19 protein-coding genes and 1 pseudogene are annotated in these 23610 nt (G+C 49.0%); 14 read left to right on the top strand and 6 right to left on the bottom strand.

The window, feature by feature from the left end; all coding sequences use genetic code 11:
- Positions 1-42: 42 nt before the first annotated feature.
- The 3 genes from QGP82_RS15685 to QGP82_RS15675 all read left to right on the top strand — a co-directional run bounded on the left by QGP82_RS15685 (position 43) and on the right by QGP82_RS15675 (position 2212).
- Positions 43-720 carry a transaldolase family protein gene (locus QGP82_RS15685; RefSeq protein WP_499060151.1) on the top strand — a complete coding sequence of 226 codons (678 nt, stop codon included), beginning with the start codon at positions 43-45 and terminating at the stop codon, positions 718-720.
- 26 nt (positions 721-746) lie between these two features.
- Positions 747-1481, top strand: coding sequence for an alpha/beta fold hydrolase (locus QGP82_RS15680; protein ID WP_499060149.1), 735 nt, complete (start codon positions 747-749; stop codon positions 1479-1481).
- Positions 1482-1675: 194 nt separating this feature from the next.
- Positions 1676-2212 (top strand): DoxX family protein, encoded by a 537-nt coding sequence (locus QGP82_RS15675; RefSeq protein WP_163663853.1) that lies wholly within the window; start codon positions 1676-1678, stop codon positions 2210-2212.
- A 267-nt stretch (positions 2213-2479) separates the two neighbouring features.
- On the opposite strand, the gene ttcA is transcribed toward QGP82_RS15675, so the two are convergent.
- Entirely contained in the window at positions 2480-3277 is a 798-nt protein-coding gene (ttcA, locus tag QGP82_RS15670) for a tRNA 2-thiocytidine(32) synthetase TtcA (RefSeq protein WP_163663855.1), read from the bottom strand.
- Positions 3278-3540: 263 nt separating this feature from the next.
- On the opposite strand from ttcA, the gene QGP82_RS15665 reads away from it, so the two are divergent.
- Positions 3541-3693: a hypothetical protein gene (locus QGP82_RS15665; RefSeq protein ID WP_499060146.1), complete on the top strand. Its 153-nt coding sequence runs from the start codon at positions 3541-3543 to the stop codon at positions 3691-3693.
- Positions 3694-3705: 12 nt separating this feature from the next.
- Positions 3706-5604, top strand: coding sequence for a glutamine--fructose-6-phosphate transaminase (isomerizing) (gene glmS / locus QGP82_RS15660; RefSeq protein ID WP_499060144.1), 1899 nt, complete (start codon positions 3706-3708; stop codon positions 5602-5604).
- 498 nt (positions 5605-6102) lie between these two features.
- Here the strand turns inward: glmS and QGP82_RS15655 are convergent, their stop codons facing one another.
- The 3 genes from QGP82_RS15655 to QGP82_RS15645 all read right to left on the bottom strand — a co-directional run bounded on the left by QGP82_RS15655 (position 6103) and on the right by QGP82_RS15645 (position 7938).
- Entirely contained in the window at positions 6103-6390 is a 288-nt protein-coding gene (locus tag QGP82_RS15655; RefSeq protein WP_163663859.1) for a PepSY domain-containing protein, read from the bottom strand.
- Between the two features lie 135 nt (positions 6391-6525).
- Positions 6526-7011 (bottom strand): DUF411 domain-containing protein, encoded by a 486-nt coding sequence (locus tag QGP82_RS15650; RefSeq protein ID WP_163668422.1) that lies wholly within the window; start codon positions 7009-7011, stop codon positions 6526-6528.
- 114 nt (positions 7012-7125) lie between these two features.
- Positions 7126-7938, bottom strand: a complete 813-nt coding sequence (locus QGP82_RS15645; protein ID WP_499060141.1) for a glutaredoxin — start codon at positions 7936-7938, stop codon at positions 7126-7128.
- Positions 7939-8140: 202 nt separating this feature from the next.
- On the opposite strand from QGP82_RS15645, the gene rppA reads away from it, so the two are divergent.
- The 7 genes and pseudogenes from rppA (at position 8141) to QGP82_RS15610 (ending at position 16950) form a co-directional block, all read left to right on the top strand.
- Positions 8141-8836 carry a two-component system response regulator RppA gene (gene rppA / locus QGP82_RS15640; protein ID WP_499060140.1) on the top strand — a complete coding sequence of 232 codons (696 nt, stop codon included), beginning with the start codon at positions 8141-8143 and terminating at the stop codon, positions 8834-8836.
- Complete coding sequence (gene rppB, locus QGP82_RS15635) at positions 8772-10193, top strand: two-component system sensor histidine kinase RppB (RefSeq protein WP_499060138.1); 1422 nt, start codon at positions 8772-8774, stop codon at positions 10191-10193. The genes rppA and rppB overlap by 65 nt, the downstream gene beginning before the upstream one ends.
- Positions 10194-10281: 88 nt before the next feature.
- Positions 10282-10380, top strand: a pseudogene (locus QGP82_RS15630) (helix-turn-helix domain-containing protein); the annotation flags it as partial.
- A 215-nt stretch (positions 10381-10595) separates the two neighbouring features.
- On the top strand, positions 10596-12311 hold the full coding sequence (locus QGP82_RS15625; protein ID WP_163668431.1) for an efflux RND transporter periplasmic adaptor subunit: 1716 nt from the start codon (positions 10596-10598) through the stop codon (positions 12309-12311).
- A 59-nt stretch (positions 12312-12370) separates the two neighbouring features.
- A complete protein-coding gene (locus QGP82_RS15620; RefSeq protein ID WP_499060136.1) occupies positions 12371-12844 on the top strand; it encodes a FixH family protein in 474 nt (157 codons plus the stop codon).
- Between the two features lie 191 nt (positions 12845-13035).
- On the top strand, positions 13036-16218 hold the full coding sequence (locus QGP82_RS15615; RefSeq protein WP_499060133.1) for an efflux RND transporter permease subunit: 3183 nt from the start codon (positions 13036-13038) through the stop codon (positions 16216-16218).
- Between the two features lie 138 nt (positions 16219-16356).
- Complete coding sequence (locus QGP82_RS15610) at positions 16357-16950, top strand: MamS/MamX family magnetosome protein (protein ID WP_499060131.1); 594 nt, start codon at positions 16357-16359, stop codon at positions 16948-16950.
- A 206-nt stretch (positions 16951-17156) separates the two neighbouring features.
- On the opposite strand, the gene QGP82_RS15605 is transcribed toward QGP82_RS15610, so the two are convergent.
- Entirely contained in the window at positions 17157-18140 is a 984-nt protein-coding gene (locus QGP82_RS15605) for a hypothetical protein (protein WP_499060129.1), read from the bottom strand.
- A 274-nt stretch (positions 18141-18414) separates the two neighbouring features.
- Here QGP82_RS15605 and QGP82_RS15600 point away from each other — a divergent pair, with 274 nt between their 5' ends.
- A complete protein-coding gene (locus tag QGP82_RS15600; RefSeq protein WP_499060127.1) occupies positions 18415-19887 on the top strand; it encodes a C45 family autoproteolytic acyltransferase/hydrolase in 1473 nt (490 codons plus the stop codon).
- Positions 19888-19898: 11 nt separating this feature from the next.
- The gene (locus QGP82_RS15595) at positions 19899-21464 is read left to right on the top strand and encodes an alpha/beta hydrolase (RefSeq protein ID WP_499060125.1); all 1566 of its coding nucleotides are present in this window, start codon (positions 19899-19901) and stop codon (positions 21462-21464) included.
- A 161-nt stretch (positions 21465-21625) separates the two neighbouring features.
- On the opposite strand, the gene QGP82_RS15590 is transcribed toward QGP82_RS15595, so the two are convergent.
- Positions 21626-23566 (bottom strand): CHASE2 domain-containing protein, encoded by a 1941-nt coding sequence (locus tag QGP82_RS15590; protein WP_499060123.1) that lies wholly within the window; start codon positions 23564-23566, stop codon positions 21626-21628.
- Positions 23567-23610: the final 44 nt, after the last annotated feature.

Raw genomic sequence — 23610 nt, 5'->3', positions numbered from 1 at the left:
CCTCTCTTATGAAATACTCGGTGCAGTTACTGGAGCTCTACTGTGAATTTGCGTCTGTATCTAGATACGGCTGACACTGCTGTCTGGGAAACCTGGCTACCCATAGGTATCTTTTATGGGGTCACGTCTAACCCGCTGTTGTTAGAACGGGCACAGGTTGCCTGTACTGTTGACTCATTAACTCAGTTAGCTGCAAAAGCGTTTAGCCTAGGAGCTAAGGAAGTTCAGCTGCAAACCTGGGGTGATAACAAACAGGCTTTAATCACTACAGGGCAGGCTTTAGCTAAGATTGATCAGCGTGTGGTGGTGAAAGTTCCCATTACACACCTAGGGACAGCGGCGGCGGCCGCCTTGATTGCCGACGGCATTCGAGTAACCATGACGGCTGTGTATGAAGTGCCACAGATTCTGGTTGCTGCTGCCCTAGGTGCAGAGTACGCAGCTCCTTATCTAGGACGAATCAATGATTCAGGCCGTAATGGACGAGAGACACTGGCTCAAATGCAACAGGCGCTTGATGGCGTAGAAAGTTCAACGCGCATCTTAACGGCCAGTATTCGTGATATAGACGATATTGCCTATTTAGCAACCCAAGGCTTGAATACATTCACCTTTGCACCCCGGATTGCTGAAGCATTCTTTAACAGTGAGCAAACTGTAGAGGCAACAGCAGCCTTTGAGGCATGTGCGATCGCAATGGGTGCCAACAGTACACGCTAAAGCCCTTTGGCAAAAGGAAGACTCTAATGAAGACTCTATGGTGTCTCCACGGTAACTTGCAACAACCTGAGGTGTGGAGTGAGATCACTCAGGGATTACAGTCTAGGATGCCAGAGCTGAAGATACATCTGGTTAATCTATGGGATACCCTGGATGATGACTGTTGGGCTTGGGCGCATGCTTTCTGTAAAAAAGTTCAAGCAATAGCAACTGACCAGCCAGAGACTCAACAATATCTGTTGGGATATTCTCTGGGTGGGCGGCTAGCCTGGCATGCATTAATCGCTAGGCCCGCCCTTTGGTCTGCGGCTGTTATTGTTAGTGCTGATCCAGGCATAGTCAGTCTTCAACAGAAAGAACAATGTTTAAGGCGCGATCGCACCTGGGCCAATCGATTTCTCTCGGAACCCTGGGAAAAGCTATTGACCGAATGGGACCGGCTGCCGGTTTTTTGTAATCGGCCATGTGCGACACCTCGTCTGGAAGCAGACTTTGACCGGTCAAAAATTGCGCGGGCCTTTGAAGTGTATTCCAAAGGGCAGATGGATGATATGCGATCGCACCTGGCTGAGCTCTCCATCCCCATTACCTACATCACAGGCAGTGAGGATAAGCGTTATCACCAAATCGGTGTGGAGTTAGCTCATCAAGTACCTAGCCTCCGCCACATCAGCATTGAGCAAGCAGGGCATCGAGTCCCCTGGGAACAGCCCGCCACCTTTCTTGAAATACTGCATCGGATACTTGTGAAATCTGTGTAATCGCTTGGAGGCGTTATAGCTATGGGCACATACCAACCAGCCATTAATGACACCCATAAATGCCTAAGCCTTTATTTTTAAAGGTTCAGACCATCCATGGGTGAAATCTTCAATAAGTTACATTTACGTTTCTTAATTAACTGGTTACAATTTTTAATATATGAAAAACGCAGTTTGACACGCACCCTATAACCATGGCATTCAATTCTTTGCTCGTTTCTTTATTCAGGCCCAACGTCAAGTTAAATTTAGGTGCCCAGACTACCTTCGCTATAGTCAGGGTTGTAGTCGGCATCATGATGGTGCATAACGGCTTTGACAAGCTGGCCAACATTGAGAGTTTTGCGGCTGCTTACGTAGAGTATTTAGGATTGCCATTCCCTATTTTTCTTAGCTATGTGGCGGCCTACACTGAGTTGATTGGTGCTCCACTGGTTGCCTTTGGTTTGCTCACAAGACCTGCGGCTTTTGGTCTTTTGGGCACCATGTGTGTAGCCATGTATCACCACATTAAAGTGGCTGGCCTTAGTCTGCCTTATTTAGAGCTATCGGCCATTTATGCGGCTATTTTCTTGTTTTTTACGGTCAACGGAGCAGGCTTGTTCTCGATTGATGGTCTGCTGACCTACTGGTTGAATAAGAACGCTCTGTCGGAGAAGGCTAAGCAGGTGATGAAGCTGGAAAAGAGCTTTGAGGCATCATCTGCTGAAAAAACTACTGTGGCCTCCTAGGAGTACGCCAAGGTTAAAAATTTAAAATGCTGATGGATAGAGGACTGCTCTTTTTTAGGGCAGTCCTTCAATTGTGGGCGTTGTTGATCCTCGACAGACTTTAATCTAAAAAATACGGAGGCAAGGAGCAAGCCATCAATAAATTCCAAAAGTAAAGGTTGAAGAGACGTTCCATGGAACGTCTGTACACCCAAAATTTGGCAGCTAATTGATTTTATTTCCTAAGCTCATGCTGCCAGTTAGATGCCGTGCCTCTATTCGCAACAGCTAATTTTTCTCCGTAGTCAACCCCTTGAAGTCAAACAATTCGCTGTCAGCCAGCTGTGATGGAGAAACATTTTGAATACTGCGGAATAAGCTGTCAGTACGCCCCGGAAATTCTGTTTCCCATTGCTGTAACATCTGTTTAATGTTGGCGCGCTGAAGATTCTCTTGGGAGCCGCAGAGATTGCAAGGAATGATAGGAAATTCTCGATAGCGTGCATAACGCGCGATGTCGTTTTCTGGGCAATAGGTCAGAGGGCGAATAACAATGTGCTTGCCATCATCTGTACGGAGCTTAGGCGGCATCGCCTTGATACGTCCACCATGAAACATGTTTAAGAACAACGTCTCGACAATGTCATCGCGGTGATGGCCCAGGGCAATTTTTGTTGCACCTTCTTCAGTGGCAACCCGATAGAGAATTCCGCGCCGCAGACGAGAACATAGACCACACATGGTCTTGCCTTCAGGAATAATGCGGGTCACCGTGCTGTAGGTGTCTTCCTCCACGATGCGATAAGGCACGCCGACAGATTTTAAATACTCAGGTAGTATGTGCTCTGGGAAATCGGGCTGCTTTTGATCAAGGTTGACGGCTAACAAGTCAAACTTGACTGGAGCACTACGCTGCAACGACATTAACAGAGACAGCATCGTATAGGAGTCTTTACCTCCGGACAGACACACCATGACCTTGTCACCGGCTTCGATCATGGTGTAATCATGAATAGCTTTACCCACTAACCCCCGCAGGCGGGCTTCCAATTTCTTTGCATTTTTGGAGGGTAAGGTGGCAACCATAAAGTCTGTGTCACGATGGGATTTTTGCTATTTTACGCCATGACCCCAAGGGAAGATATGTTCAAAGTCTGCAATGTTGATCAGGAACCTCGCTCCTAAATTTAGCTTCATCACAAAGGGGAATAGAGGCTGAAGCACCCATATGGCCACTGTCCATGCCATGGCAGCAGCAGATCTGCACGTTCATTACCAAAATTTAACTCTAGAGGGCTAAGTCGTCTAATCTTCAAATAATCTTCGTTAATTCTTGATTCGCAACCGTATTGAGAACAACAAGTACCTGGACAGATGGCAGCCAAAATCGTATTACCGTTGGCGGAAAATTGGATTTGGGTTTAGATAGTCCAGTAACCCAGCAGCATTCATTATTGGTCAATGCTAAACCAGCAGATTATAAGCGTTGGATTCACAGCTAAAGGAGACATCATATGTGCGGAATTGTCGGTTATATAGGCACTCGGGCCGCTAGCAATATTTTGATTGAAGGCTTACGTAAGCTGGAGTATCGCGGCTATGATTCAGCCGGTGTTGCAACTATTAGCGAAGGTCAACTCAACCGAGTGCGGGCTAAGGGTAAACTCCAGAACTTACAGGACAAACTAGACGGTTTGGAGGACCCGGCTCGTTTAGGCATTGGCCATACCCGCTGGGCCACCCACGGCAAGCCCGAAGAGCATAATGCCCATCCTCACACGGATGGCAGTGGTCGCATAGCAGTGGTGCAAAATGGCATTGTTGAAAACTACCGGGAACTGCGGGAAGCGCTGATTGCTAAAGGGTATGAGTTCCAGTCTGAAACCGATACCGAAGTGATTCCCCATTTGATTGCCGACTACCTTGCTAAGGGTGTGGAGGGGCCGCTAGCTCACGAATCCGACTTGCTAGAGGCTGTACGCCAAGCGGTGAATGACCTGGATGGAGCCTTTGCCCTGGCTGTGGTGAGTGCCGATTTCTCCGACGAGCTAATTGTGGTGCGGCAACAGGCTCCGCTGGCCATTGGTTTTGGCCAGGGTGAGTTTTTCTGTGCATCCGATACGCCAGCAATTGTGCCCCACACCCGTGCAGTGCTGCCTTTAGATAATGGCGAGTTGGCGATGCTCACGCCGTTGGGGGCGGCTATTTATGACTTCACCGGGCGACGTCTGAAAAAGCACCCTATCACCCTCAGCATTAGCCCCACCATGGTGGAAAAGCAGGGTTTCAAGCACTTTATGCTGAAGGAAATCCATGAACAGCCGGGGGTGGTGCGTACCAGTCTAGAAACGTATTTAGCCAGTGATTGGACCCCTGAAAGTGACACGTCTCCGGTGAATTTGGGGCTGGATGCAAGTTTGCTAGCAGGATTAGATCAGGTACAAATCTTGGCCTGTGGTACTAGCTGGCACGCTAGTTTAGTTGGTAAGCATTTGCTGGAACGGTTAGCGGGCATTCCAACCGTGGTGCACTATGCTTCAGAATTTCGTTATTCCCCCACGCCACTGATTGCTAATGCCCTGACCATTGGTGTGACCCAGTCTGGCGAAACGGCAGATACGCTAGCGGCGTTGGATATGGAACAAACTCGACGGGTTGAAAAAGGTGATGCGGCCTTTGCCCCACGCATGTTAGGGATCACGAACCGCCCAGAAAGTTCACTGGGACGTCTGGTGCCCAATGTTGTGGCGACCCATGCGGGCATTGAAATTGGGGTGGCGGCGACTAAAACCTTTGTGGCGCAGTTGATGGCGTTTTACTTCCTGGCGTTGGAATTGGGTTATCAGCGGAAGACTCTATCTGGCCAGGAGCTGGCGGAAATTATTGAGGCGATGCGTCAACTGCCCACCCAGATGGAGCATGTGATTGAAAAGCAGGAGGGCTATACCGAAGAGCTGGCCCATAGCTTTACGGAAACTCAAGACTTTATCTTTATTGGCCGTGGTGTTAACTATCCTATTGCGTTGGAAGGGGCGCTGAAGCTGAAGGAAATCAGCTATATCCATGCGGAGGGATATCCAGCGGGTGAAATGAAGCATGGTCCGATTGCGCTGTTGGATGCGAAGGTACCGGTGGTTGCGATCGCAGTCCCTGGCACTGTCTACGATAAAGTTCTTTCCAACGCTCAAGAAGCTAAAGCCCGCGACGCCCAGCTAATTGGTGTTGCCCCAGCCAATGACCCTGAGGCTGAGCACACCTTCGATACTTTATTGCCTGTGCCGACGGTAGATGAACTGCTCTCACCCATGTTGACGGTGCTACCTTTACAGTTGTTGTCTTATCACATTGCAGCACGACGAGGCCTGGATGTGGATCAGCCCCGCAACTTAGCCAAGTCAGTCACGGTTGAATAAGCATTGAGTATGAGTTAAACACTTGTATAACGACAATAAAGTTGTTTACCTGAAAATAAAGTTTTATGCCAGCATCGGTCCATAGCGATCAGGTGCTGGTAGTTTTTGTATTGGTTAGAGATAGCTCTTGAGTTTTTATAACTTTCAGGTGCCCCATCTATTGCCAGGGATTCTCCTATGGCCAAGCGTCAGCGCAAGACAGATCAAGTAATACGAAATCCTGCCTGATAGCACCCGGTATCGCAGGGCATCCACAAGGGAGTGCCCCTACAGGATGGTCTATTTTTAATCGGGTTTAATAAATTCGGATTTGGTATAACTATAGAAGAACGTCTAGAAGAAACACTTACAATCGCTGATCAGGTGGGAATTGAACACCCCAAAGAACCTCGTAGCAAAAATTCTGTGTCTTGAGAGAGTGTTGCTATCGGACATTGCTCAAGTCTCGGCCTCCCTTGTTAATGTAGCTACCAGATGAATTTTAATTCAAGTTCTTTCCTATACTCTGCGCTGCTTACGTGTATTAGTTTGAAGCCACATCATCAATCCTGTAATGACCAACGTCAGTAAACCTATTGCATTTAGGATTGGATAGATCAGCTCTAGATTGATGCTGCCGAATTTGCCTCGATGTAACTCTAGCAGCCATAGAAATTCATCGGTGCGACCAATAACCACAGCAAATTGGAAAAACATGCCAGTTATCAGCGTGAGTAGCAAAGGGATGGTCATAAAAGGCACTAATCTTCTATGTATCTGGCGTAGTCGAGCTTGCTTAATAAGCATAATCACTTCTCTAAAGTCTCTTTTTCAAAGACATTAGCAAAAAGGGGCCTACTAGAATCAGACCTAATAAAGCTTCACCTAAGCCAATAGAAAATCCATATTTATCTTGTTATAGCTGCCTGGCTTTAGCAACAACTATGAGTGCTCAGCAAAAGTGGCAATTAAACCGTCTTTCTCAAACGAAAATACAGTGTAAGGCTCAACATAATTTCCTGATTCCATGCCAGGAGAACCAATGGGCATCCCCGGTACAGCAATACCGGCAATATCCGGTTTTTCTGTGAGTAGTTGAGCGACATCTTCTGCGGGGATATGGCCTTCAACAATATAACCGTCCACAACAGTGGTATGGCATGACTTGAGGTTTTCAGGTACACCGTACTGCTCTTTAATCGCCGCCATGTCCTCTGTAATTTGATCATTCACCTCAAAGCCCGCGTCACGCATATGTTCGATCCACAAACCACAACAACCACAGGTAGGACTTCGAAATACGTTAATTTCGCTAGCTAAGGCTGCTTGAGAAATAGGAGCGGGTCCCTGGGCTAGGCTACAGCCAGTGACGATCAATCCTATGGTGATCAGTCCTATGCTCCCAAGTCTTTTAATGCGATTGATCATGGTCGTTTACGTGTAAACGCTAAAGCTGGGCAGATTTTCTGGCCTGGATAGCCTGGATAGTCCCAGTCTGGCACTAAGGTAGTCGGCAATCATGAAATAGAAATGAAATTGTGGCTAGACACCCTCTTGAAGTTGCACAACGGCGGAACGGGGTGTGGGTTCTGGCACATTAGCTTCGACATTGCGGGCAGCTGATACGATCAAGGCAGCTCCCATGAAGGTCATAATGGCATTTTCAGCAAAGCTAACAATTCCCAAGGGTGCTTTAGAATTGCCCCCGACACAGGCACAGTTGAGGGCCAATTTATCGATATACACGGCTTTTACTACCGAGGCGACACCGCTGAGACCCACCGCTAGAGAGCCAATACCTGTGGCTAAGGGAGCAATACCCGAGAGGAAGCCTAACCCAATGGCTAATTCAGCAAAGGGATACACCCTGGCATAGGGTTTCAATCGCTGAGTAATGAGATCGTACTTAGCAAAGCTTTCGGTAAAGGCGTCTAAATCCATCAGCTTCAGAGAAGCCAGCATACTGAGAGAAATGCCCATAAAGCCGCTCAGCCCTAGAGAAGTGGCCAGGGCCATTAGTCCTGCGGTGGAAAAGAGGGCAATGACGGGCGTGTAGGAATAATCAGCCGTTTCGGCTTCTATCTTAAAATAATTGGCCAAGTCGGTATACCCACCAATGCGTTTGTCTCCAAAGAAGATTTGCGGTGTGGTAGGGACTGCATGCTGCGCCTTAAAGTCGGCTACAGATTCAGCAGACGTTAGATGAATGTCTTCAAAATCAATCTTTTCCTGCTGCAATAAAGTAACCGCTCGCTGTCCCCAGGGGCATGAGTGTTCTGGGGTGACCATGCGGTAGAGGCGCACGGGCTGGGCTATAGACTGTGCTATGGATATGTTAGAAACGGTTGTCGTCATGGTAATTGATCCTGAAATTAAGGTTCGTAGCGGTTCCAGGCTATTTGATACGCCTACGATAAACTCTATAGTGAACTGTAGGGTCAAGGGTGCAGGAGTTATGTCAAACAGATAGTCCCTGGCTGGAACCTATACATTTCATTGCCATTTCATATTCTTAAGTTAGTTTCGAAAATACTCTCTGGTTATCTAATGTTGATTGATGCGCATTCTGCTCGTTGAAGATGAACCGGATCTTGGTAAGGCGATTAAACGTACCCTTAGCCAAGAAGCGTATGTGGTGGACTGGGTGCAGTCTGGCAACGATGCACTCACCTATTTAGAGCACGATATTTCCCTCTATACATTAGGTGTCTTTGACTGGATGGTGCCGGGACATTCCGGTATTGAGCTATGTGCATGGTTACGTCAGCACTGCTACAGTTTACCGGTGCTGATGCTAACTGCTAAGGACCGTGTCGAAGATCGGATTACGGGCCTGGATGCTGGGGCTGACGATTATTTAGTTAAACCCTTTAGTATGGCGGAGCTATTAGCAAGGCTGCGAGCGCTGCGGCGCAGACCTTCGGCGTTTCAGACAGCCCAGCTACAGCATGGACCATTGTTGCTAGATTACGATCGCAGACTCGCCTTTCTGCATCCAAGAACATCCGCCGAACAACAAATTGAACTCACCCAAAAAGAGTTTCAACTGTTGCAGTACTTTATGGAGCATCCCAATCAAATTCTCACCCGCGATCAGGTGTTGACTCAGCTATGGGAAATCGGCGCTGAACCCAGCAGTAATGTGGTGGCTGCTCAAATGCGTTTGCTACGGCGTAAGCTGGGACCGTATGACCACACGATTGAAACTGTATATGGCATGGGATATCGATTTACCCCGCCGCCGAGCGAGTAAACCCCAAAATCAACTATTCCGACGATCACGCCTCCAATTAGCAGCTTGGTATGCCGGTGTTATGGGGGTAATTCTGACATTATTAGGGTTTGGGATGTATCGTGCCATTGCCCATGCCCATGAAGTCACGATTGATCGGGAAATTAAATCTGTTGCCGATGCGCTTAAGAATGCCTTGAAAGTGACTCTTGCCGATGAGCAACAGCTGGAACAGCTACCGCCCCAACTACTCCCTGATTTATGTCTTGCTGACCAGCATTGCCTGGAACCTACGCAACAAACACCCGGTAGTCCCTATCTTCAAAGCTATTACATTCGCATCATCAGCCCGACAGGTAAACTGTTAGCAACAGCTGGAGATCGACCTCAAGGCATACCCGTTGCCGTGCCGACAGCAACCTGGCAAACCGTATGGGATGCTAATGATCAACACTACCACCAAGTTGCCTTAGAACTCTTTCCTAATGTCTCTCCAACTGTAAGTCTAACGGCTGTTGAATCAGAAAGTTGGGCCTATTTAGTCGTGGGACGCTCATTTCAAGATTTTGACGAATACCTGGCGTCAGTCCGCTGGAGAATTTTGCTAGGATTATTAGTGGCGTTGTTTCTGGTAGCTCCAGCCAGTTGGTGGCTAGCTACTCTGGCCATGCGCCCCATTTACCGTTCCTACAGCCAGATTCAACAATTTACGGCGGATGCCGCCCATGAATTACGTACGCCCTTAGCCGCGATTCGGGCTACTGTAGAGTCCGTCTTGCGATTACCCCATTTATCAGAAGCGGAAGCTCAAGATACGTTGGGGGTAATTCATCGCCAAAACCAGAGGCTTTCCAACCTGGTCAGTAATTTACTATTGCTCTCGAAGCTGGATATTCAGTCCTATCCCACTAAGCAGGCCTATTGTAATTTGGTGGATTTAATCCATGATATTGCCGAAGAGATGGCCGCATTTGCCTTGCAGAAGCAGATTACCTTAGATATTGCTGTGCAAACCGACTCTGTAGTCACTATTTTAGGTGATGAAGAAAATCTCTATCGGTTGTTACTCAATCTAGTCAACAACGCCCTAACCTACACGCCAGAAGGCGGACGTGTGACTCTCACGCTTCAGCAACAACAACAGCAGGCACTCATTTTAGTGACAGACACAGGTGTAGGTATTGCGCCAGGCGATCAGGCAAAAATCTTTGATCGGTTTTATCGGGTGGATACGGCCAGATCTCGACAGACGGGAAATTCGGGTTTGGGGCTTGCGATCGCAACCGCCATTGCCCAAGCCCATAGAGGCACCATTACAGTCTCTAGTCAGCTCGGTAAAGGCAGCACGTTTACAGTTTCCCTGCCAATTTCATCATGATTTCATTGCACACATTTATCGTGAGAAACGCGTTGATATAAAAGGTGTGTGTTATGGAAGCCCATAGTATTTTACTAGTCTCTAAGATGTGTTGTATGTGTGTATGCGCAGTCTCAGAAACAAATTAGAAGCTACTGGAGAACCACGCCTGATAAAGACTGTACGAGGGATTGGTTATGTTCTCCGGGCTCCCGTAGGTGAGTATGAGGAAAATGCCAATGAGGATGAAGATTCAAATTTGCCTGAGTTGACCTTGACCACATCCAGACCTGGAATTTTGTCGTAGAGGAAACTCCAGGTCTAGACGTGGTTTAGCTGGCACTTATCGATAACATTTCATTCTGATTTCACAATTGACCGATATAGTCTGAACTGCGCACACTGAAGTCGCATCGCAGTGTAATGAATTATCCCCCTGAATCTACTGAAGAACCCATATCAGAAGAAGATTACAAGCCTGAACATGTAGCACCTCCCCAACCCTGGTGGAAGTCATCGGGTAAAGCCCTACTGGGGTTAGGCGTTTTTGCTGTTTTGAGTACAGGCATTGTCGGTGCCACCCATATTCTCTCCTCGTCTGCTATGGAAGACCACGACATGGGCGGCCATGATATGGAGGGCATGTCCCATGATGAGATGATGCGGGTGGATGGAGCCTTCAACCCAACACCAGTTACCGTAGAGGTAGTAAAGGCGGCTCCGCTGGATGTCAGTGTTAATTATACCGGAGCAATTTTGCCTTACACAGAGGTTACTGTTTATCCCCGTGTGGCGGGTCAGCTCTCAAACTATGCTATTTATCCCGGTGACTGGGTCGATGCGGGGCAGCTGTTGGCTAACTTGGATGCCCTTGAGCGGGTCAGCCAGACGAGTGAAGCCCAGGCGTCGGCCACGGCATTCCTTGCGGCGGCTGACGCTAGCCAGTTTGAGCTAGAAGAACAACAACAGGAAATTGTCCAAATTCAGGCGGATCTGGACTATCTCATGCTCGAACGAGATCGCTTTAAGACCCTCACGGCAGAAGGGGCCACATCTCAATCTCAGTATGATTTGGCGGCATCCCAGGTAAATGCCAAACAAGCCATGTTAGAGGGCGCTAAGGCCAAACTCACACGTCTGCAATCCAAGGTGGCCAGCGATCAGGCTCAGGTAGAACGTGCCCGTGCTCAGATAGAGACGGCATCTGCATTTGAGGGCTACACCCAAATTACAGCCCCGATTAGCGGCATTGTGCAAGCCCGCATGGCCGATCCAGGTGTTGTGGTGCAGCCTGGAATGGGGATTTTCAAGATTGGCGACTATCAGCAGGTGAGACTTCAGGCCAATGTGGCTCAACAGGATGCCAATCAAATCCGAGTGGGAACGCCAATTTTGGCGAAGATCCAGGGCACGGATACAGGCGTTATTCAAGGGGAGATTACCAGCATTTTTCCCCAAGCGGATTTAGAGACCCGAACAGTTACTGTGGAAGCTGTGGTGGATAACCCGGAGCGACGACTACTCTCCGGGCAGTTTGTGGATATGGAGATTATCACTCAGCGACGCACCGAGGCGCTCTCGGTACCGAAAAAAGCTGTGGTGGACTTTAACGGTGAGGCGGCGCTCTGGGTCGCGAATGGCAGTAACGCCCAGCGACGACGGGTGACAACGGGGATGATGAGTCGCGATCGCATCGAGATTACCGACGGTCTGCAACCCGGCGATCGGATCATTACCTCGGGAAACAGTCGATTGATCGAAGGGGGAGCCGTGACCGTTGTTGATGCCCTGGGTAACCCCACCGATGATTTTGTAAGTCCCACAGGCAGTGCATTAGAACTCTCCCTGGTAAGTCCTGACACGGTAAAAGCTGGAAAAAATGAACTCACCCTTGTCTTAAATAATACGGAGACTGAAGAACGGGTAACCGTGTCTACCGATGACATAGCCTTCGACATCACCATGCCCATGAAAAACATGGCACCGATGATGGCCAAAGTGGAGTTGGCGGCCACAGACAACCCCGGAGAATTCAAAGTTAACACCCATTTAGGCATGAGAGGTGACTGGATTATAGAAGCCACCGTGACCGATGCCGAACAGGCTGGCAAAGCCCGCCTCACCGTGCCAGTGAAATAGGTTTTGCTGCTCACACACTTCTCTCAGTTACACATACCCCCATTCGAATCAATAAGACCATGAAAAACCTGTTATTGAGTCTAATTGCAGTCAGCGCGTTGGTCACTGGCTGTGCAGGAGCATCCACTCCTGACGCCACTACATCAGAGGCACCGGATACTGCTGAAACCGTCACTGATGATAAAGCGGCAATGGACACCATGGAGGGAATGGAAGCCACCAGCGAAGGTAATGTAGAGATTACCCTGGTGAGCCCTGATGCGGTACCCATAGGAGATGCAGAACTTCTGGTTGCCGTGAAAGATACCGCCACAGGTGAACCTGTCACCACTGAAAACCTGAAAGTGGAGATCTTTATGCCCATGGAGGATATGGAGGATATGACCACTGAAGCGGAAGTTTCACCGGATGCTGAACCGGGTCAGTATAAGGTCACGACTTACCTTGGTATGGCGGGCATGTGGGCCGTTAACACCACTGTTAATGAAGGGGAGCAAGAGGGCAAAGCTTACTTTATGTTTGAAGTACAATAGCTGGATTCAGCCATCAGAAAATGAACTGCCTTTGTCAATGTCCCCTTCGACTCCGCTCAGGGGACGCTGGCTGTAAGAGTTGGCTGAGCGAATAAGAGTTGGCTGAGCGAAGCCGAAGCCAACGGTATTTGATCACTAATTAGGGCAATCTCTTCGTTTTTTAGCGTCCCTAGTCATTCCCAACACTTTCTATGAAAGAATTTCTCACCCACTGGTCTATCAAAAATCCAGTTGTTGTCACCGCTCTTTACATTACGGTGATTATGCTGTCGTTACTGACGCTATTTCTCTTGCCAGTGCGGATGATGCCCTATGTGGAAAGCCCGCTGGTGTCGGTGGTATCCATGGCTCCTGGTGCATCTCCAGAGGAAATTGAAACCTATATCACCAAACCTATCGAGCAGCGGCTCAGCGTACTGGACGGGGTGCGATTTATCCGGTCTAGTTCCCAAAAGGACAATTCCATCGTCACCATTCAGTTTGCCTGGGGAGGCAATGTCGATAAGGCTGTGCAGTCAGTGCAAAACATCATGACGGCAGCCGAAGGCGATCTGTTATTTGATGGCATTAACTTTAGATCTTACTGGGTGCTGCCCATTGACCCGCTAAACAGACCCGTGCTGACGTTAGCACTCAAGGGTGAGAACTGGGATCCTCTGCAGCTGAGGGAATTTGCTGACAATGCGTTAGTGGATCGCCTGACACAGGTGGAAGATGTGCAGGCCGTGTCCATCTTTGGAGGCTATCGTCGTCAACTGCAGATCATTGTAGACCGCGAGAAGCTGACAGCCTATGGTCTTTCCATTGTGCAAGTGCGAGATGCCATTGATGCCAATAACATTAGCCAGAGTGCAGGTACCCTAACCCAGGGAGATAGCGAAATTTTGGTTCGCACCGACGAGCGAACCCTGGGGGCAGCTGAGGTGATGGATTACCCCGTTTTAGAACAAAATGGTCGGGTGGTGTATGTGCGGGATGTGGCGACGGTCAAAGACACCTATGAAGAGCGCCGCAGCGGCTACCGCTATAATGGAGAATCGGCCCTCGCGGTCAATGTGATTCAGCGGCCAGACTCTAGCTCACCCCAGGTGATCAAGCGGGTCAGGATGGAACTGGAGGCTATCCAAAACGAGTATCCTGGCATCGAATTCCAGGAAGCCTATGACAACTCTTACCTGGTCAACCTGATTGTCAGCAGCACGTTCCAGGAGCTGTTGGTAAGCGTCGTGTTAGCAGGGCTGGTCATGTTAGTCTTTCTCGAAGACTTTCGGTCCACGGCTATCATCATGATCTCCATTCCCACCAGCCTGGCCCTTTCCACCCTGCCGTTTATCCCCATCGGCATGTCCCTCAATTCCTCCACGCTGATTGGCATGATGATGGCCATTGGTAAGCTGGTGGATGACTCCATTATTGTGCTCGACTCCATTGACCAAAAGTTACGGGCAGGGTTGATGCCCGTGCAAGCGGCGATTAAGGGGACTGGAGACGTCTTTTTAGCCAGTGCTGCGGCGAGCTGTGTGATGATTGCGGCCCTGGTGCCCACTATTCTCTCGGGTGGTCTCACAGGTCTGATGTTTGTGGGCATTGTGTGGCCGATGGTGTTTGCCTTTGTGGCCTCGTTGCTGGTGTCGATTACGCTGATTCCTCTGGTGGCAGCCTTTACCCTCAAGCCCCACAGCGACAAACCGAAGCGACAAACCTGGCTACAGGTGCTAACGACACCTGTTCGTTTTGGCTTTAACAGATTGGAAAGGGGCTACGCCTGGCTGCTAGACCTGTGTATGCGAAACCGAGAGATTACCCTGGCCATCGCTGGGGCTTCGGTGGTGCTGGCGATCATGCTGTACGGTCTTATTCCCCAGGAGATGATGCCCCTGGGGGATTCGGGACAGTTTGTCGCCACCTTAGAAATGGAGGCAGGTACCTCGTTTGCAGCCACCAATGCGGCGGCAGGTCGGTTTGAGGAAATTATCTTGCAACAGCCGGAGGTGGAGAAAGTCTCTTCCCAGATAGGCTTTGAGCTAACGCGGAACAGCACCTACTTTACGGGTTACAGCATGGGCGGTGTGAATACCGCATCAATGACGGTTACCATTACTCCCCTGGATGAACGTCAGCGCGACATCTGGGAGATTATGGACGGCATTGAAGCCGAAGCGAAACGGACGATTCCCGGTACCCGCCGCATTGCCATTAAAGAAATGGGCGTGGATGTGATGGCCACCTCTGCGGCTCCCATTCAGCTGGCGGTATATGGCGATGACTTAGAGACACTGCATCGCCTGGCTCAGGGGGTCTTAGACATTGCAGAGGCCAACCCCAACATTATGATGCCGTTTACAAGCTCAGCCCTCTCCCAGCCCGAATATCGGCTCAATATTGATCGCCGTCGTGCCCAGGAGCTAGGGTTAACGGTACAGGCGGTGTCTCAGCAGGCGTACTACGCTCTCAATGGCGGCATGACGCGCCGCTACTACAATCGTCCCAACCTGCGACAGAATTCCATTCTGGTGCGGTACGACGAAGATGCTCGCGGCACGATGCAGGATCTGTCAAATACCTACATCACGACAACAACAGGCCAACAGGTGCCGCTGAGCGTGGTGGCGACGATCGAACCGCAACAGGGTCCGACATTGATTGAGCGGGTGAATGGTAAACGGGTGGTGTATGTAAATGGCTATTACCGCAAGAATGGACCTGCGTCTATGGATTTATCCATGGCGATCGCAATGCAGGCCGGTCAAGAACTGAGCTTTCCACCGGGCTATGGCATCGACTCCATGGGCGATATGACCGACATGATGATCGAATTTGCCCGGTTGCTGAAAGGATTACTGGTGTCGCTGGTGCTGCTTTATATCATTTTGGTGATTCAGTTTGGCTCGTTTATACATCCCCTGGTGATGATGTTGTCCGTGCCACTGCAGCTGGTGGGGGTATTTGGTGCGTTGTTGCTGTTTAATCACACCCTGTCTACCGTATCGATTCTAGGAATTGTGATTCTTTCGGGGATTTCACTGTCGGCGGCAATTTTGTTGTTGGAGCTGATTTTAGCCAAACGGAAGGAGGGGGTGCCACGTGCGATCGCAATCCGCCAGGCCGGACCTATCCGCCTCAAAGCCATTATCATGACCACTGTCACCACCCTGATTGTGATTGTCCGGCTGGCCTTTTTCCCAGAAACCGGTATGGATGCCTATTCTCCCATTGCCACTGTCATCTTAGGGGGTCTAGTGATGTCCACAATTTTGACCCTTGTGGTTGTGCCAGTCGTTTATTCCTTGGTAGACGATGTAACAGAAACTGTTAAGCGAATGCGACGTAGAACAAAGCGGGCAGAAGCCTCTCAAGTCAGATTATTGCAATGAGGTGAACGCATTTGGCTCAGTTGAGATCCTGAACCGAAGTGAGCCGCTAATTTTTATAACAACCACTGGAGCCTTTAGTCAGCTAGAGGCTTTATACTAGAACCGTAAGCAATATTAGAGCTTAAGGGAGAGCGTATTATGAAACGCCGCATTGCCTACGTTACTCTTCCCGCCTTAGCTGGAGCTGGTTTAACTTATCTCGCTCTGATCGCCACACCCCTAAGAGCACAAATGGTAAACAGACCGATGTTTGACTCTTCAAATGCTCAGTCTGATTGGGTGGTGCCCAGACATGCACAACGAGGCCAAGGTCATGGCTGGAGACATGGCCATAGACATGGGCATAGACATGGTGGTAGGCACTGGGGTGGCGTAGGCCCCTGCCCAATGTACAACGGAGCCTATGATGCCAGTAAGTTGGAAACAATCAGTGGCCGCGTGACTAATATTGAGCAGGTAGGTTCAAGACAAGGCATATGGCTACAGGTTGAAACAGACCAAGAGACTTTTAGAGTTCACCTGGGTCCAGCCTGGTATTTAGAAAACCAAGAGGTCAACATCACCACGGATGACACGATTGAAGTGACGGGCATTCGGGGTGCCTGGGGTGGAGAAACAACCTTTGCGGCCTCAGCCATCAACCATGCCAACCGCACCATTGAACTGCGAGATAGCAATGGATACCCATTGTGGATGACTTGGCAAACAGACCAAAACTCAGAAGTTTACTAGGATTAAGTTTCACACCTGAGCACTATTCTCCTTGGCGATATCCTCAGGGACTGTCTTGGCTACAGCCTCAGCATCCCCTGCAATCATCACGACCTACAGACCCATTTGCTGTAATCGATCAACAGCTTGGCGCACTTGTTCTCGAACCTTGTCAGCCAAACCAAACAGGGCGATTAGACGGGTCTCTTCCATAAAATGGAAAGATTTCATCCAAACTGCACATGTACGCGGCGAACTTTGATCACCTGTTGGTAAACGGCCTCCTTGTAGTCAGCAGGTGGCACCATCGAATCCAGTTCAGACATCAGCTGATCGCTAGATTGAATCTGGGTTCTCAGTAACCCCATCACATCCATATCAAACGTAAACTCAATCGATGTCAGTCCCCGAAAACGTTCGTTTAACACCGATTGCCATGTCGGCTCATAGACTAACCAGTGATATCCCTGGACGTTAATAGCATTGGGGGCCGTGAGGGGACGGGGGGCATACTCAAAGACCTTGCGATATCCCTCTTTATCCGCCACCGCTTCATCACCACTCACTGACTCAATAATAATTTGAGTGGCACCTAAATCACTTAATAGCGTGATCAGTTCTTGCTCTCGTTCCTCAAACAACATTGAAAAATAGTTGTTTACAGGGTAGTAAAGGTGCCCCTTATCCTTAATGTTGTAGGGATAATGTCGATACATTTGTCCTGGGATCGGATGTTCAGGGGGAAAATGCACCTCAGCAGGTAAGTTATCAGGCGCAACCTGAATGACCGATTGTGCATACCAGGGCGATAGATCCAGCTGGGCTAGCTGCTTAAACAGCAGTCGAGCATCGTGATTACGACGATTAATACGATTATCTAAACCAGGTTTCTCATACTGATGTTGAAGAAACGTATGAATTGTCCAAAATAGTGGAATGGCCGCCCCTGGTAGTGACAACGCGGTTAGTGTCGGCAATGAATTAATACTGGTCTCAGTGATAAAGGCCAAGGATTGGATCGCCTTTCTTAATTCAAGCTCCCCACGGGCAATCGATACATCTGTTTGTCCATTAAAAACAGCTTGATTAATCTGGCCAGGATCACCGGAAGCTTCACCATGGGCCAGTACGTATAGCAGAGGTTTAGACAACGACTGGTTCAAGGCTGCCTGGGCATTGACACCTGCTTTTTGATGTTTGTTTCGAAACATAGCCTACTACCACTAGCCTGACCATTGTACATTTAGAGTCAAACGATGGTTCTAGATCAAAGGACTGTTCAACAACAGAATCTTAATTAAGACTTTTTTGAAGATTACTTGCCATATTGACAGTCTGACTATCCTCAGTGTGAGGCTCCCATTCAAAGGTTTGGTCCGTTCCATCAATGTACTGGGTTTTCATTCTGATCGTTTGACCCATGAATTTAACCCTTGTAAAGAATCAGGCTTGAAATGTAAAAATCATCGTTTTCCCGAGGATTCGGTGGAGAAGACATGGTTTACACTTCTCAAGTTAGGAAAAAGTGGAACAATACTGACCCTATTAACGGCTGAGGTAACTACCCTTATGCAAGGCATTAAGCATCTATGGAGCCATTCTATAAATCGTAAGCTCAGATTTCTGGCCATTGCTCTTTTGGTGGCAGGCCTGTTTTCTGTCTCAAGTACGTTGGGCGCTTCACAAATATCATTGGCCCAGACACCTACTGACATCGTGGCTAGCCCATGGCAGCCTAAAGTCGGTACCTGGCAACCAGTGCCATCCCACCGAGAAGATTACGGCAAAATCAAGGTGGTTTGGCTCCAGGGAACGCCCTACGAGATGGGTTACCAACAAGGCAGTTTACTCAAGGATGAGATTGCTTCTATGGGGCGTGAAGTGATTTCCTCCCTAAATTTTTTGGGTCGTGGATTGGCCCTTTCTCGGCTGGCTCGAAAACGGTCGTTTCCCGGTGTGGCAGAGGAATGTCGCGGTCTTGCTGACGGTGCAGAAGGGAGTGACCTCAATTATCACGGTTGCATGGTTCTGGCCCTTGGGGATGTGTATCAGGATTATTTCACACACTTGATCCCCAATGTTTTGTTTAATGTTGGCTGTGCTCACTTTATTACCTCTGGTAGCGCCACAGTAGATGGGAAAATGTACCACGGTTGGACTCTGGACAATGGAGAAGAGCCGATTCCCTACTGGATTGATCACCCGACGATTATGATCCGTCAGCCCAATGAGGGAATTCCCCATGCGTTTATTGCGATTCCCGGTGTGGTGTGGCCCAATGCGGGGCTGAATGCAGAGGGCATCGTTGTATCTAACAACACGTCTCGCCCAGCGGATTATGAAGAGGTTTCACTGCAGGGGCGTAGTACGGTGCAGCTGATGGCCCAGGTGGCGCAGTATGCCAGCACCTACGACGAAGCTAAAGCGATCATGACTTCCCATGAGCGGATGCGGTCGAACCTGGTGATTATTTCCGACTATAAATCTAAGCAGGCGGGAGTGTTTGAACTGCTGGGGGATGAGATGGGGCTGCGGGAACTCAGTGATGATGGTGTGTTGTATATGACCAACCATTTTGCTGACCCAGATTATGTAGGTCGCGATCGCACCTATGGCGAGTCTAGTTTTAGTCGTTTCAAAAGTTTTCAGCAGCTGTTAGAGCCCGGTGGCTCCCGGTCGCTCTATGGCCAGATGAACCCTGAGAAAGTGGTACAGGTACTGCGCGATCGCACCAATCCCAATACAGGTGAAGTCAGTGATCTATCGATCTATGACGACAACACCAGCATCGGCGGCAATGGCTCCCTCCGCCAGGTGGTATTTGACCCTGAAAGCTTACGGTTCTGGGTGGCCGCCGGAGACATCCCCATTCCTGAAAATCCCTTTACCTGTTTCTCGTTGGGCGAAATGCTCGGTCTGCCAAATGCTCAAGCCTGTAATGCCCCTGCCATTAATTAAGGAAGTTGACTATGGAACCTGACAAGTCAGGATTTGCGAGATTGTACCCTGATCTGCTTATTGTCAAAACGTTAGTGGCAGGTCTCATTACGGGCATTACCCTGGGCATTTCTCCCCTGTTTGGTGGAGTCGCCCAGGCCGCCGACACCGTTACTATGCAATTTCTTGATTTACGGGCTAGTTTGCCCGTCAGCGATCTCGAAAAATTTGCTGATGATGGCACCTTATCGCCAGCACTACAGAACTTTTTGGGGCGCACACCTATTCCAGTAGACGCCCTATCTGTTCTACTGGATGCTGCCATTCCTGACACGGGTATTCCCCTGGGGGATAGCGATATTCAGTTTCTCTTATATCAGCTCAACAAAATAGTAGGAAACCCTTCTATCCGGGCAGATTTGACCCCATTGGCCCAGGCGCTTAATTCTGCCTATTTGGACGATAATATGTCAATTCTGGAATTAATCAAGCGCTATCCCGAGGATGAAGTTCGCTTTGATATCCGAGAGCTAGGGATTGTTTATCGAGATGTCAACCTTTTTGTTGAAACGCTGACTCCTCTCTTTAACTTTTTTAGTGAGCTGCTGCCCGACTTGGTTTGTGACTGTGATGTTACAGACGTGGCTTATGCAGATTCTGTCCTGGCAACTCACTCTTGTAGTCCCTCAGAACATACTATCTCCGTGGCAAGAACTAAAGCCCTAGCCACGGTGGCTCAAGGATCTAGAACACCCGAGTCGGAGAGCCAGTTCCTTAGCCAGCAAACCAGCAATAGCGTCAATGAAACCTCACCCCAGCCACGACATCCCGTGGAAGTCACCACCACCCTGGGGCCTTTGCTGATATCGATCTCGACGGATGAGTTGGTCACGTTTGTAGAAACCGGGGAACTGCCACCTAGCTGGCCCCTCTACATGAAGATAGCTGGTGTGGACAAAGAGAATTTTCGTAAGATTCTCACGTCTGAATTTGAACTAGATCTACTGTCATTGGATCAGTTTCTCAACCAGTTATTGGGAGAATATATCTTGTTTCAGCTGGGACGGATTATTCATACCCCGTCTCGACAGGGCAATATCCAGGCATTGCGGGGGACAATTTTGCTATCGGCGGCGGATGACAACAAAGCATCACTACTGGAAATTTTGCAAAAATACCCAGCCCGAGAGTTGTTTGTCGATATTGCCACCCTCAGTCGGTTTGGTCGAAACCTTGATGCGAGGGGTGGCGTGGGCACGGCCACAGCGAGTCTTGAGGATCTCTTAGTAGAGATACAGGTTGCAGTGGCAGCCGATATTTGCGACTGCGATCGGCCAAGTGATCCCACTTTTGTCAGTGCCCATCATCAGTTAGTGCCCAATAGCTATCGAGTCGCGAACTTAACCGATCCAACCACAATCGTGCCGCCCACGGCTATTGGAGATCTGGTTTATCTTCATGGGGGCGAGCCCTGGGAATTTGTCACCTCAAAGCATGATGTTGGCCCCCACCATTACATCAGTACCTATCGAGAGGCCATCGAGCAAGAAGTTGAGACAAATCAGCCGCGAAATTTCCCAGTTTCTGGGGTTAATTGAGTTGGTCGGCACACGTTCTCAAGTCTTCTTTCTCTATCTGCTAGTTGATCAAGGGGCTATTCCAGTTGGCATCAACTTGATCCCGGCAGCAATGCCTTGGCTCAGTGTAAAACTGGATTCCCAGCTTACACGAACGTCTAGAAGTTCAAGGCTAGGGAAACTTAGCTTTGGACTTTGCCCATTTCACCTAAGGTATATACAGTTGTTTGAGCCGTGCGTCCCCGCAGTTGAATTTGGGCTTTCTCAGCAATAACAGTGTACTGATCCGCCACATGTTGATAAGTGGCCTCGCTCATCAAAATTGGATAAGGAGAGTTTTTAGTAAGCTGCTTGGTCATATCTTGCAACCTTGCTGCAATATTGACAGTGTCACCAAAGAGAGAATAGTTAGCTCGATAGCGACTGCCGACGGTCCCAGCCACTAAGTCACCTGTATGTAACCCGATGCCAAATCTCACGGTGGGTAATCCTTGAGCCGTAAACTCTTGATTTAAATCTTTTAATCTTTCTACCATGGCCATACTTGCACCAACGGCGGCTAGAGCATCTTGCTGAACAGCATCCTTACCTGATCGCGATACTGGTGCGCCGAATGCTGCCATAATAGCATCACCAATATACTTATCGACGACACCACCATGGGCCATAATGCACTCAGTCATCACCTCAAAATAACGATTTAACCACGAGAGTAATTGATCAGATGGCAATGTCTCAGCAATTGTTGTAAAACCACGAATATCAGTAAATAATAAGGTGGCAGTCAATTCTTGGGAGTGAATTTGCCCTTTAGTCAATAGTTCTTCTTTATGCTGCCAGATGAAGTTGGCCATCTCTGGAGATAAACTAATGGCAAAGAGATCGGTTAATGCTTGACGCTCTCGTTGTTCTGCCACTTGGAGGAACATCATACCTAAAAGTGTTGTACCGATGGGGGCAGCCATCGGTAGCCACAAACCGGCTATAAAGCCAAGGTAAGTGATGACAAACCACGCAGGAATCAAGGCTATTACAAAGATGAGACGTCCCCAAAGCCGCATAGGTTTTAATATCAGGCTGCTGCCCATGGCACTCAGCATGATTAAGGCGAGGGTCCAGCCTTGGGGAAGTCGATTGAGAAAACGATTGTTTAATAAGTTGTCTAAAAGAGCTGCATGTAAATATACTCCAGACGTGGGAATATCTTGTTCAAAGGGAGTTCTAATAGGATCTTCCACTGTGCCCACCACTCCAGTAGCCGTGTAGCCTACTAAAACAATTTTATTTTGAAGTTGATCAATAACAGCACTACCATTTAAGATCTCTGAGAAAGAGAGTGTTTTTAGCCCTTGGTGAGATTTCTGGCCTTTGCCAGGACGTGTCAGTCCTGGCCAGTTGATCAGCATGGATTGAGTTTGATCAAACTGCTCAGGATGCTCTAAAAACTGAACTGATTGTTCTGATAATGTGGTGGGGGTCTCTGTGATGAGTTGTGTCAAATTCTGTTGGTAGACGTCCAGCAGGGCAATGGCAAAGCTGGGGGCAAATGATGTTTGATGTCTCTCGTAGAGAAACCCTTGACGACTGAGTCCATCTAGATCTGGTGTATGTTTGACGTGCCCTAATTGGAAGAACCCTTGGGCAGGTGTCGTCAGGGTAGGCGTAACCTGGATGCTGTTACCTTTGCCATCTCCGCCAACGGCCAGAACAACATTGCTACTAAAGCTGATGCTCTCTGCTAGCTGTGCATCTTCAGGGGTGGCTTCTGGCATGAGGATATCGAACCCCACAGCCGCTGGTTGCGCTATCATTAAATGATCTAGCAAGGTGGCGTAGAGGTCGCGAGACCAGGGGTATGGACCATAGGCTGCCAAACTGTCATTATCAATGGCAACCACGACAATCCGATCATCCCACTGGAGTGCTCCAATGCGATCGCGTGTTAGGAAAAGGCCAGTATAGGCCATTTGCTCTAGGGGCTCCCACAGACCTAAGCCAAAGAGGCTTACGCCTAGGCCTGCTGCTGCCAAACTTGGGCCTAAGAACATATTGACCCAGTGCGATCGCGCCTGACCGAACCCGTTGCGAATGTTATCCTGAACCTGCTGCAAAAACTGCCTCATAGTCCATCATTCAGAGAACTGTTCCCATCGGTGCTGGATGTCTT

It is taken from the genome of Leptothoe sp. LEGE 181152 (genome assembly GCF_032906605.1).
GTDB lineage: Bacteria > Cyanobacteriota > Cyanobacteriia > Phormidesmidales > Phormidesmidaceae > Leptothoe > Leptothoe turfae.
The sequence above is the reverse complement of the archived record's forward strand: the minus strand, read 5'-3'. Positions and strand labels throughout refer to the sequence as shown.